At 69.3% G+C, this 11,742-nt stretch carries 12 protein-coding genes; 3 read left to right on the forward strand and 9 right to left on the reverse strand.

Features of this window, described 5'->3' with window-relative positions; translation table 11 throughout:
* Positions 1-130 precede the first annotated feature (130 nt).
* Genes meaB through ACWGCN_RS28455 form a run of 5 tightly spaced genes read right to left on the reverse strand, consistent with a single transcriptional unit; the run spans position 131 to position 5,173 of the window.
* Positions 131-1,018, reverse strand: a complete 888-nt coding sequence (gene meaB, locus ACWGCN_RS28435) for a methylmalonyl Co-A mutase-associated GTPase MeaB (RefSeq protein WP_452460376.1) — start codon at positions 1,016-1,018, stop codon at positions 131-133.
* Between the two features lie 26 nt (positions 1,019-1,044).
* The gene (locus tag ACWGCN_RS28440) at positions 1,045-1,812 is read right to left on the reverse strand and encodes an enoyl-CoA hydratase/isomerase family protein (RefSeq protein ID WP_067444721.1); all 768 of its coding nucleotides are present in this window, start codon (positions 1,810-1,812) and stop codon (positions 1,045-1,047) included.
* Positions 1,813-1,814: 2 nt separating this feature from the next.
* Positions 1,815-2,903: an acyl-CoA dehydrogenase family protein gene (locus tag ACWGCN_RS28445; RefSeq protein ID WP_379313271.1), complete on the reverse strand. Its 1,089-nt coding sequence runs from the start codon at positions 2,901-2,903 to the stop codon at positions 1,815-1,817.
* Complete coding sequence (locus tag ACWGCN_RS28450) at positions 2,890-3,792, reverse strand: acyl-CoA dehydrogenase family protein (protein ID WP_067445220.1); 903 nt, start codon at positions 3,790-3,792, stop codon at positions 2,890-2,892. The genes ACWGCN_RS28445 and ACWGCN_RS28450 overlap by 14 nt, the downstream gene beginning before the upstream one ends.
* On the reverse strand, positions 3,770-5,173 hold the full coding sequence (locus tag ACWGCN_RS28455) for a class I adenylate-forming enzyme family protein (RefSeq protein WP_067444715.1): 1,404 nt from the start codon (positions 5,171-5,173) through the stop codon (positions 3,770-3,772). The genes ACWGCN_RS28450 and ACWGCN_RS28455 overlap by 23 nt, the downstream gene beginning before the upstream one ends.
* Positions 5,174-5,268: 95 nt before the next feature.
* Here ACWGCN_RS28455 and ACWGCN_RS28460 point away from each other — a divergent pair, with 95 nt between their 5' ends.
* Positions 5,269-6,288 (forward strand): 2Fe-2S iron-sulfur cluster-binding protein, encoded by a 1,020-nt coding sequence (locus ACWGCN_RS28460; RefSeq protein ID WP_452460375.1) that lies wholly within the window; start codon positions 5,269-5,271, stop codon positions 6,286-6,288.
* Positions 6,289-6,364: 76 nt separating this feature from the next.
* Here ACWGCN_RS28460 and ACWGCN_RS28465 read toward each other — a convergent pair whose 3' ends face one another.
* From ACWGCN_RS28465 to ACWGCN_RS28480, 4 genes are all read right to left on the reverse strand, one after another.
* Positions 6,365-7,387 (reverse strand): CaiB/BaiF CoA transferase family protein, encoded by a 1,023-nt coding sequence (locus ACWGCN_RS28465; RefSeq protein WP_452460443.1) that lies wholly within the window; start codon positions 7,385-7,387, stop codon positions 6,365-6,367.
* A gap of 71 nt (positions 7,388-7,458) precedes the next feature.
* Positions 7,459-8,415 carry an LLM class F420-dependent oxidoreductase gene (locus tag ACWGCN_RS28470; RefSeq protein WP_452460441.1) on the reverse strand — a complete coding sequence of 319 codons (957 nt, stop codon included), beginning with the start codon at positions 8,413-8,415 and terminating at the stop codon, positions 7,459-7,461.
* A 69-nt stretch (positions 8,416-8,484) separates the two neighbouring features.
* Positions 8,485-8,886: a cobalamin B12-binding domain-containing protein gene (locus ACWGCN_RS28475; protein WP_067444706.1), complete on the reverse strand. Its 402-nt coding sequence runs from the start codon at positions 8,884-8,886 to the stop codon at positions 8,485-8,487.
* On the reverse strand, positions 8,886-10,463 hold the full coding sequence (locus ACWGCN_RS28480) for a methylmalonyl-CoA mutase family protein (RefSeq protein WP_387444564.1): 1,578 nt from the start codon (positions 10,461-10,463) through the stop codon (positions 8,886-8,888). The genes ACWGCN_RS28475 and ACWGCN_RS28480 overlap by 1 nt, the downstream gene beginning before the upstream one ends.
* Positions 10,464-10,558: 95 nt before the next feature.
* Between ACWGCN_RS28480 and ACWGCN_RS28485 the strand changes: the two genes are divergently transcribed.
* Both ACWGCN_RS28485 and ACWGCN_RS28490 read left to right on the forward strand, forming a co-directional pair.
* Complete coding sequence (locus tag ACWGCN_RS28485) at positions 10,559-11,389, forward strand: SDR family oxidoreductase (RefSeq protein ID WP_452460442.1); 831 nt, start codon at positions 10,559-10,561, stop codon at positions 11,387-11,389.
* A 20-nt stretch (positions 11,390-11,409) separates the two neighbouring features.
* Positions 11,410-11,634, forward strand: a complete 225-nt coding sequence (locus ACWGCN_RS28490) for a hypothetical protein (RefSeq protein WP_378990274.1) — start codon at positions 11,410-11,412, stop codon at positions 11,632-11,634.
* Positions 11,635-11,742: the final 108 nt, after the last annotated feature.

Below are 11,742 nucleotides of genomic sequence, written 5' to 3' on the forward strand. Positions count from 1 at the left end.
TGCCACCGGCCAATCGCCTCAGCCGAAACTCGGGTAAGCCTCGCTCGAGGAACCCTGCGCGCGGCGAAGCAACCAGCATCGACAGAGGCTGTCGTACCGTCGACGGTAGTGGAGATCGGATCTGCGGGTTCTAGGGTGTCATCTCCGCCAGCAACTGATCCGCGGCGGTGTAGGGGTCGCGGTCGCCGGACGCGACGGCGGCGGCCAGCTCGCCGAGGCTGGGATGACCGCGCAGCCGTGACTGCGCGAGCGACAGGATCTGTGCCCGCGCGCGGGCTGTGCCGCGCGCGGCGGTGTCGGCCCGGTGGTAGGTCTCGATCGCTTCGATCAGCTCCTCCACCCCGGTGCCGCGTGAGGCGACCAGGGTGAGGATGGGTAGGCCGGTTTCGATGTGGAGTTCGCGCGCGGTCTGCTCGGCGCCGTCGCGGTCGGCCTTGTTGACGACGAGGATGTCGGCCACCTCGAGCAGCCCGGCTTTGGCGGCCTGAATCGCGTCGCCCGCACCGGGATTGAGGATGACCACGGTCGGGTCGGCGACCGCGGCGATCTCGATCTCGGACTGGCCCACCCCCACCGTCTCCAACAGGACCAGGCCGTAGCCGAGCGCGCCGAGCAGCCGGATCGCGGCGGGCACGGCGGCGGCCAGGCCGCCCAGGTGCCCGCGGGTGGCCACCGAGCGGATCAGGACGTCGGGGTCGTCGATGTGCGCCGCCATCCGGATGCGGTCGCCGAGCAGCGCGCCGCCACTGTAGGGCGAGGACGGGTCGACGGCGAGCACCGCCACCCGCTGCCCGCGCGCGCGGTAACCGGTCACCAGGACCGCGATGGTGGTGGACTTGCCCGCGCCCGGCGGCCCGGTCAGCCCGATCACACGCACCGGGGCCGGATCGAGGTGGGCGAGCACCTGTTCGCGGCGATCGCTCTCGACCAGGCTCAGCAACCGCCCGGCCGCGCGGATCGAACCCGCGCGCGCCATGGCGATCAATTCGGCGATGTCGTCGGACAGGCCAGTGTTCATCGACGGCTCCCGAGTGTCCGGTCCGGCTACTTCTTGCCCGCGGTGAGCCGCTCGATGGTGGCGTGGAAATCCGCGGTCTGGAACGAGATCTCCTCGGCGGTGGTCGCGTAGTCGAGACTGGCCAGCACCGCCCGTTCCAGGTGCAGGTTGAGCAGTCGCTTCGTGCTCTCGACGGCCTGGCGAGGCAGTTCCAGGATGCGCTTGGCGCAGGCCAGCGCCTCGGCCACCGGGTCGGCGACGACGTGGTTGACCAGGCCCATCTCCCTGGCCCGTTCGGCCGGGATGCGCGCGCCGGTGAGCGCGTACTCCTTGGCGAAGAGCAGGCTGGTGTGCAGCGGCCAGGTGAGCGGGCCGCCGTCGGCGGCGACCAGGCCCACCTGCACGTGCGGGTCGGCGAGGTAGGCGGTCTCGGCGATGTAGACGATGTCGCTGAGCGAGACCAGGCTGCACCCGAGGCCGACGGCGGGTCCGTTGACCGCCGCGATCACCGGAATCCGGCAGCGCGCCATGCCGAGCACGAGGTCGCGCCCGTGCGCGATCGTCTTGGCGCGCAGGTCCGCGTCGCGGCTCAGCTCGGCCAGGTAGGCGAAGTCGCCGCCGGCCGAGAAGGCCTTGCCGCTGCCGGTGAGCACCGCGACGCGGGCTTCCCGGTCCTCGCTCAGGCGCGGCCACAGCTGCGCGAGCCCGGTGTGCAGGTCGTCGTTGACCGCGTTGAGCGCGTCGGGCCGATTCAGCGTGATGATCCGCAGCGGACCTTCGGCGCGGACGTCGATTTCGGCAGGCAGGTCGTACATGGTCAGGCTCCCAATCCGAGAATGCGCGAGGCGATGATGTTCTTCTGAATCTGTGACGTCCCGCCCATGACGCTCTGCGCGCGGCTGTAGAGGTAGGCGCTGAGCAGTTCGGGATCGCGGGTGCCGCCGACGGTGAGCGCGGCGTGGCCGACCGACTGTTCCACCCAGGTCATGAGCAGTTTGTCGAGCGAACCCTCCGGGCCGTGCGAGACGCCGTCGAGTTGTTCGGACAGTCGCCGGCGCACGTGCAGGCGCAGCATCTCGGTCTGCACGGCGGCCCAGGCCAGCTCGGCGGGCAGCGGGCCCGAGGTCCGGGCCGCCATCTGGCGCACCAGCTTGCCGTAGCGGGCCGCGTAGCCGAGCGTGGAGGGTTCGCGCTCGTGCCCGACCACCGTCATCGCCAATTTCCAGCCGTCGCCGGGCGATCCGACCATCTGATCGGCGGGCACGACCGCGCCGTCGAAGGCCACCTGGCCGAATTCGGTGGTGATCCCGCTCATCATGCGCAGCGGCCGCTGCTGCACGCCGGGTTGTTTCATCGACACCACGAAGGCCGAGATGCCCTTGTGCCGTGGCACTTCGGAGTCGGTGCGGGCCAGCAGCAGGCACCAGTCCGCGACGTCGGAATAGCTCGTCCAGATCTTGTGCCCGTGCAGCACATAGGAATCGCCCTCACGGGTGGCCGTGGTCCGCAGCGCGGCCAGGTCCGAACCCGCGTCCGGCTCGCTGAACCCCTGGCACCAGCGCTGCGTCCCGTCGATCATGCCGGGCAGGAAGCGCTGTTGCAGTTGCTTGCCGGCGTGCCTGCCCAGACCCTGGATCAGATAGCCCAGGCTGGGCCGCGGTGGCGCGCCGGCCAGGGCGAGCTCCTCGTCGAGGATGACGTCGTAGACCGGGGGCAGTTCGTGGCCGCCGTGTTCGCGCGGCCACGACAGCCCGAAGAAACCCGCCGCGTGCAGCGCTCGGTGCCACTCGCCCTGCTTGGCCCAGTACTCGTCACCCGAGGTCGGGAACTGTCCCGCGACACCGGACAGCCACTCGCGCAAGCGTTCCCGGAACGCCGCTTCCTCGGGCGAATCACGAAAGTCCACGGTCGATCTCCTCCAGGCTCGTGGGGAACAGCTCGGTGGACGTCAGCGCCCGCCGTAGATACACGTGCGCCAGGCACTCCCAGGTGTTGCCGATTCCGCCGTGCACCTGCACCGCGGTCTCGCACACGGTCAATGCCGCTCTGGCGCAATAGAGTTTGGCGATCACGGCCGCCTGCACGGCTCGCTCGGGTTCGATCGCGTCCACGGCCCACGCGGCGTGGCGCAGCACGCTCACCGAGCCCTCGATCAGCGCGAGACTCTCCGCGAGCAGATGGGCGACGGCCTGATAGGAACCGATCGTCTTGCCGTATTGCGCACGGACTTTCGCGTAGTCGGTGGCCAGTGCGTGCGCACCGCGCGCGGTGCCGACCAGATCGGCGCAGGTGCTCACGAGCGCCAGCGCTCGCCACTGGGTGACCTGCGCCGGGGACAGCTCGCCGAGCAGTTTCGGAACGCCGGTGAGCGCGGCCTCGGCCCGGGTCTGATCGGCGCCGGTCGTCGCGGTGGCGACCGCGCTGGCCAGCATCGACTCGCCTCGCACGATCAGGGCCTGGCGGGCGCCCCGCGCGTCGATCGCGCGGTCGTCGACGGCGACGGTCCAGTGCGGTACCGATTCGGGGGGCGACCAGAGGTCGTCGGCGAGAAGTGGACCGAGGAACGGCACGTCGACGAGCCCGCGGCCGAATTCCTCGGCGACGATGGCCACTTCGACGCCGGAGGCGCCGTCGGAGCGCAGGGCTCGCCAGCCGGTGCTGGCGACCGTCTTCTCGAGCCGGGCGATCCGCTGTTCGTCGGCCAGGTCGCTGACCGAGCCGGGGCCGAGGTCGTCGGCCAGTTTCGCAGCGGCGTCGCGCAGCTGTCGCTGTTCAGAGGTCAGCCGGACGTCCATGGCTCTCCTTCAGTACTCGGCGCAGCACCTTGCCGGAGGGCAGGCGCGGGATTTCGGGCACGAACACCACTCGGCGCGGCCGCTTGTAGGAGGCCAGCCGGGTGCCGACCAGCTCTATGAGTTCGTCGGCGTCGACCGAGCCCGTGGTGGTGACGGCGGCGACGATCACCTCGCCGTCGGCCGGATCGGGGACACCGAAGACCGCGCAGTCGGCCACGGCCGGGTGGCCGTGCAGGACGGCTTCCACCTCGGCGGGCGCCACTTGGAATCCGCGCACCTTGATCATCTCCTTGAGCCGGTCGGTCAGTCGCAACCAGCCGTCGTCGTCGAGATAGCCGACATCGCCGGTGCGGTACCAGCCGTCGGCGTAGGCCGCCGCGGTCGCGTCGTCGGGGAGGTATCCGGCCATCGACGACGCGGAGCGAGCCTGGATCTCGCCGGTATCGCCGGTTTCGACCTCCTCGCCGGAGGTCGTGGAGACCACCCGGATCTCGACGCCGGGCACCGGGCGCCCCACGCTGTCGAGGCGTGCGCCCTCGAGCGGATTGCAGGCGATCACCGGCAGTTCGCTGGCGCCGTAGGCGGGCACCCACGCGACGCCGGTTCGGCGCGTGACGGTCTCGGCGACGCTCGGCGTCACCGGCGTCGCGCCCCACATGATGTAGCGCAGCGACGACAGGTCATAGGACTCGAGGTCGGGATGGGAGGCGATCGCCAGCGCGATCGGCGCGACCGCCATCTCCACGGTGATCCGGTCGGCCTCGATGTGGTGCAGCATCCGATCGAGATCGAACCGGCGATGCAGGCGCATCCAGGCGCCGGTCCGCAGCGCCAGCACGATATTGAGCAGCCCGAGGATGTGCGAGGGCGGGGTGACGATCTGAATCCGGTCGTCGCCGGTGAAGCCGAGCGCCACCCGCCAGTGCTCCACCGCGGCCGCGAACGACGCGTGCGTGTGGCGCACCGCCTTCGGCAATCCCGTTGTGCCCGAACTGAAGACGAGCACGGCGTCCTCGGATGGCACCGGTTCGGCGAAGGTGGCGGTGCTGGGCGTGATCGGGGCGTCGAGCGAGAGCGTGGGCATCAGCTCGGCCAGCACCGGCTGGTCACCGATGGCGTAGGCGGGCTCGGTGACGGCCAGCGCGTGCTCGACATCACCGCGCTTCCACGCCGGGCTGATGAGCACCACCGCGCCGCCGGCCAGCCAGATCGCGCGCACCGCGAGCACGAACTCCGGCCGGTTCGACGACATCAGCGCGACCCGATCCCCCTGGCGCACACCGCGTTCGATCAGGGCTTCGGCCAAGCCAGCGGTGAGCCCGTCCAACTCGCTGAGCGTGTAATGCCGCTCATCGAAACTGAGTGCGATCCGGTCGTTCATCTCGCCTCCGCGGCCGGGACTGAGAAGATCCCATCTTGCAAGAGAGAATAGTATTCTCTTTCCATAAGAATCTTCATACCAGAAGGAGCCAGTCCATGGCGAGAACTCCCCTGTTCCAACGCGCGACGGTGACCCGGATCATCAAGGAGACAGCCGACGCCCGCACCTTCGTCCTCGCTCCACACGAGGGCGCGGTGTCCTATGTCGCCGGCCAGTTCTGCACGTTCCGGGTGCGCGTCGACGATGTCGAGCTGTTCCGGTCGTACTCCATGTCGAGCGCGCCCGAAACCGACACCGAGCTCATGACAACGGTCAAGCGGGTCGTCGGCGGCCGGGTGTCGAACTGGCTGATCGACAACCTCAGCGAGGGGGATGTGATCGAGATGAGCAGGCCGGCGGGCAAATTCTGTCTGCGCGAGAGCGAGCGCCCCCTGCTCGGCTTCTCCGGCGGCAGCGGCATCACCCCGGTCCTGTCGCTGGCCAAGAGCGCGCTGGCCACGACCGATCGTCGGGTGCGTCTGCTGTGTGTCGACCGTGACCGGGCGTCGGCGATCTTCGATGCCACCCTCGAGGAACTGGTCGCGCGCTATCCCACCCGGCTCGAGGTGCTCCGGCATCTGGATGCCGACAGCGGGTTGCTCGATCCGGCCGCCGTGCGCGCCTTCGTCGGCGACGACGCCGCGGCCGACAGCTACATCTGTGGGCCGGAGGCGTTCATGGCGATGGTGGAGGAAGCGCTGCCGGGTCCGGGCGCGATCTTCAGTGAGCGCTTCGGCGCGGCCGAACCGGTTGTCGCGGTAGCCGAACCGGAACCCACCGCCACGCCGGAGCTCGCCGCCACCGCGGGCACGGTCACCGTCATCCTCGGCCGCAAGAAGGTGACCGTGCCACGCAATGCGGGCGAGACGCTGTTGGAGAGCGCGCGACGCGGCGGCCTCACCCCGCCGTTCTCCTGCGAATCGGGAAACTGCGCGACCTGCATGGCCGTGCTCACCCAGGGTTCGGCGACGATGCGCGTCAACGACGCGCTCACCGACGACGAGGTCGCCGAGGGCTACGTGCTCACCTGCCAGGCGATTCCCGACACGGCCGAGACCACCGTGCGCTACGAGTGAGCGCCCGGCGCGCGCCGACGGACCCCGGGACCTGAACAGGTCCCGGGGTCCGGCTCCCCCTGGCTCGGATGAGTGATCAGATGTTGTGCTCGCCCAAACGCGGTGGCGGACCATAGGTGGGCTCGTACCCGGCGATCCGAATCGGACTGCCCACCAGTCGATGTGGCCCCGCCTGCACCAGCGCCTCCGGCGTCGCCTCCAGCGCCTCGGGCAGCGTCCGGACAGCCGCGGCCGGGATGCCGAGTGGTCGCAGCCGCGATTCCCAGCCCACCGCGGTGTCGGCCGCGAGCGCGGTGGTAACCGCCGCGAGCACCTCCTCACGCCGGCTCGCGCGCTCGACCATCGTCTCGAACCCCGCCACCGCCGCTTCCCCGGCGAAGCGCCGCCAGAATCCGTCGTGGGTGATGAACAGCGCCAGATACCCCTCGGCGGTCGGAAACATCTGCGCGGGAACGTAATACGTGTGCGCCCCGAACGGGCGCCGCTGCGGCGCCGTGCCGTCGTTGAGGTAGGCCGAGGCGTGGTAGTTCAGCTGCGAGAGCATCACATCGCGCAGCGACACCTCCACCTGGCCGCCCTCGCCGGACACGATCTGCGCGAGCAGACCCAGCGCCGCGGTCAATCCGGTGGAGTTGTCGGCCGAGGAGTAGCCGGGCAGCGTCGGCGGGCCGGCGGGATCGCCGGTGAGCGCCGCGATGCCGGTGGCCGCCTGGATAACGTAGTCGAAGGCCGGGTCGTCACCGGCGTCCAAACCGAATCCGGTGATCGCGACACAGACGATGCGCTCGTTCCACCGGCGTAGTGCTTCGTAGGTCAAGCCGAGCCGGTGGATCGCCGACGGCTTCAGATTCACCAGCAGCGCATGCGCATTCGCCGCCAGCTCCCCTAGCTGGTCCTGGCCCCGCGCGGTGTTCAGGTCGATGCTGATGCTGCGCTTGCCCCGGTTGAGGCTGGCGAAGTAGCTGTCACTCACCTGCCGTGAGATGTCGCCGCCCGCCGGTTCCACCTTGGTGACCTCGGCGCCGAGATCGGCGAGCATCATGGTGGCGTACGGCCCCGCCAGCATGGTGCCGACCTCGAGAATCCGGATGCCTGCCAGCGGTCCGGTCGCTGACCCGCCCCGCGCGCCGCGAGCACGCGAGAGCTGGAAGCTCTCGCCTCGCGCCCCGATCACCGTAAGTCCTTTGCCAGCGCGGCGATCATCTCCCTGGTGCGCCGTTTGGAGGCGACCAGTTCGTCGCGGGTGTCGCCGATGGGCAGCAGGCGCACCGACAGATCGGTGGCCCCGGCGTCGCCGTATCGGCGCAGCCCCTCGGCGATCGCGCTCTCGTCACCGGCGACGCAGATGTCACCGATGTCGCGGGCGTCGCCGGTTTCGAGCAACCGCTGGTAGTTCGGTGAGACCTCGGCTTCGCCGAGAATGCGGTTCGCTCTGGCCTTGGCTTCGGCGACCTCGGAGGGACGGCACAGACAGACCGGCAGACCGGCGACCACACGCGGCGCGGGACGGCCCGCCTCGGCCGCCGCCTTCGTGATGCGCGGCACGACATGGGCTCCCACCGCGCGCTCGTCGGCCATCCAGAGAATGGTCCCGTCGGCCTGTTCGCCGGCGATGCGCAGCATCACCGGACCGAGCGCGGCGACCAGCACCGGCACCGGGGCCACCGGCCCGAGGTCGAGCGGATTGTGCACCGTGAACGTCGAGTTCTCGACGTCTACCGTGCCGGGCCCGCGCAGTCCCGCGTTCAGCACCTCGAGATAGTCCGCGGTGTACGCGGCCGGTTTCTCGTAGGGCAGCCCGAGCATGTCCGCCACGATCCAGTGGTGCGAGGGACCGATACCCAGCGCCAGCCGTCCGCCCGCCGCGGCCTGCGCCGACAGCGCCTGCCTGGCCAGGGCGATGGGGTGCTGGGCCTGCAGCGGCACCACGGCGGTGCCCAACTCGATCCGGGTGGTCACCTGTCCCATCAGCGCGATGGTGATCAGCGCGTCGAAATCGGTCGGGATCTGGGGTATCCACGCGGTGTCCAGGCCCGCCGACTCGGCCCACGCGATGTCGTCGAGCATCCGGGACAGTTTGCGGGCCGCATCGCCCTTCTCGGGCCCGATCATCACTCCGATACGCACGAATTCCTCCGTCTTCCACTACTTTTCGCGCGACCACGGTGGTCAGCGCCGCTGCGACCGACCCGACGCTCAGGTCGGGGACGGGGTATTGGTGAGCGCCCGGATCTCGGTGACGAGGGTGTCGAGCGAGGTGCCCGTCGGGAACACCGCCGCCGCGCCGACTTCGAGCAGCCGCGCGACATCGGACTGGGGAATGGTGCCGCCGACGATCACGGCGATATCGCCCGCGCCCGCCGCGCGCAACGCCTCGACGGTGCGCGTGGTCAGCGAGACGTGGGCACCCGAGAGAATGCTCAGCCCCACGACGGCGACATCCTCCTGCAGCGCGATCGACACGATGTCCTCGATGCGCTGGCGGATGCCGGTGAAGATCACTTCGAAACCGGCGTCGCGCAGCGCGCGAGCGACGATCTTGGCCCCGCGATCATGGCCGTCGAGACCGGGTTTGGCGACGAGCACACGGGCGCTCATCAGAACACCACCGGCTGCTGGAACTCGCCCCACACGCCCTTGAGCGCGGCGGTCATCTCCCCCACCGTGCAGTACGCGTTCGCGCACGCGATCAGGTAGTGCATCAGGTTCTCGTTTCCTTCGGCGGCGGTGGACAAGGCGGTGAGGCAGGACCGAACGGCCACCGGATCGCGTTCGGCTTTCACCCTGGCGAGACGCTTCAGTTGCAGGTCGCGGCCCTCGGCGTCGAGTTCGTAGGTCGCGATCTCGGGCGCGGGCTCGTCGGAGACGAACCGGTTCACCCCGACGACCGGTTTGGTGCCGGCCTCGACGTCCTTGTGCAACTGGTAGGCCTCATCGGCGATCAGACCCTGCAGGTAGCCGTCCTCGATCGAACGGACCATGCCGCCGTGGCGCTCGAGGTCGTCCATGATCTCGATGATGCGAGCCTCGGTCGCGTCGGTGAGCGCCTCGACGAAGTAGGAACCACCGAGCGGGTCGGCGACCCGGGTGACTCCGGTTTCGTAGGCCAGGATCTGCTGGGTCCGCAGCGCGAGCGTGGCGGACTCCTCGCTCGGCAACGCGAACGGCTCGTCCCAGGCCGCGGTGAACATCGACTGCACTCCGCCCAGCACCGACGCCATCGACTCGTAGGCCACCCGCACCAGGTTGTTCTGGGCCTGTGGCGCGTACAGCGAGGCGCCGCCCGCGACACAGCCGAAGCGGAACATCGAGGCCTTGTCGGTGGTGGCCCCGTAGCGTTCGCGCACGATCGTCGCCCAGCGTCGGCGTCCCGCACGGTATTTGGCGATCTCCTCGAAGAAGTCACCGTGGGTGTAGAAGAAGAACGAGATCTGCGGCGCGAACTGGTCGATCGTCATCCGGCCGCGTTCGATCACGGTGTCGCAGTAGGTGACACCGTCGGCGAGAGTGAACGCCATCTCCTGCACCGCGTTGGCGCCGGCATCACGAAAGTGCGCACCCGCCACCGAGATCGCGTTGAATCTCGGCACTTCGGCCGCACAGAATTCGATGGTGTCGGCGATCAGCCGCAGCGACGGTTCCGGCGGCCAGATCCAGGTGCCGCGCGAGGCGTATTCCTTGAGAATATCGTTCTGGATCGTGCCGGTGAGCTTCTCGCGCGGCACGCCCTTCTTCTCGGCGGCCGCCACGTAGAGCGCCAGCAGGATCGCGGCGGTGCCGTTGATCGTGAAGCTGGTGCTGATCTTGTCCAGCGGCATGCCGTCGAACAGGATCTCGGCGTCGGCGAGGGTGTCCACCGCGACGCCGACGCGACCGACCTCCTCGGTCACTTCCGGATCGTCGGAGTCGTAACCACATTGGGTCGGTAGGTCGAGCGCGACCGACAACCCGGTTCCGCCCTGGTCGAGCAGATATCGGTATCGACGATTGGACTCCTCCGCCGTTCCGAAACCGGAGTATTGGCGAAACGTCCACAACCGACCCCGGTAACCGGAGGCGAAGTTGCCGCGCGTGAATGGGAAACCGCCCGGTGCGGGCGGTGCGGCGGCCAGGTCCGCGGGTCCGTAGACCGGCGAGAGCGGGATGCCGGACGAGGTTTGTATCGGATCGTTCATCAGTGATTACGGTACTTGCAAAAAATGAGAATGCCAATACCATCGAAAGGGAATGCCGCTTCGATCCGCGGCGGGGACCAGCACTGAGGAGACCGATGTCCAGCGAGAACGCCGTACTCACCGACCGCACCCTGGTCATCTCCGGCGGCTCCCGCGGGATCGGTTTGGCCATCGCGCTGGCCGCCGCGCGGCGCGGGGCGAATCTGGTGCTGCTGGCCAAGACCTCGCAGCCGCACCCCCGGCTACCCGGCACCGTGCACACCGCGGTGGCCGAGGTGGAGGCCGCGGGCGGCAAGGCGGTCGCCGTGGTCGGCGACGTGCGCAACGAAGCCGACGTGGCGCGCGCTGTCGAGACCGCCGTCGAACGGTTCGGCGGCATCGACATCTGCGTGAACAACGCCAGTGCGATCGGCGTCGAACCGACCGAGAGCCTCTCGGCCAAGAAGTACGACCTGATGCAGGAGATCAACCTGCGCGGCACCTTCCTGCTCACCAAGGCCTGCCTGCCGCACCTGCGCGCCTCGGCGAACCCGCACGTGCTCACCGTGTCGCCGCCGGTGAACATGAACCCGCGCTGGCTCGGCGCCCACCCCGCCTACACGCTGTCCAAATACGGCATGACCCTGCTCTCGCTGGGCTGGGCCGCCGAGTTCGCCGACGCGGGCATCGCCGTGAATTGCCTGTGGCCCCAGACCTATATCGCTACCTCGGCGGTCGCGAACATGGCCGACGGTGACAATCTGCTCTCGTCGTCGCGCAGCCCCGAGATCATGGCCGACGCGGCGATCGACATCCTGTCCCGACCCGCCCGCGCGGCCAGCGGGAACTGCTACATCGACGCGGAGGTTCTCACCGCGTCCGGCGTCGAGGACCTGTCGCGCTATGGCGGCGGCGACAGCCCGACGCTCGACCTCTTCCTCGACTGAGACCGGCTGAAGGACACACCGTGCATCCGACCATTCAGATCAGCGTCCGTCCGATCCTCGACTACTACGGCAAATGCCCGCGCTGTGGCTATCCCGCCGGCGCGGCGGAGACGATACGCAAGTCCCTCGACGGCGACATCGAACGCCACGTGGTGGCCACCTGCGAACTGCCGTGCGGGTGGTACGGGCCCGTGACCCGCACCACCATGACCGGTGGTGCGGCCGCAGCCGACCCCGCCGCCTGAACGACACCCCATCAGCCGCGAGAATCCGCCCCGGATCCTCGCGGCTGATGTCGGCAATCCCTTTGCCCCGCAAGGCTTCTGACAGCAGAAACCCGCCTCCGTGGGAGG

The sequence above is a fragment of the Nocardia sp. NPDC055050 genome (assembly GCF_053608345.1).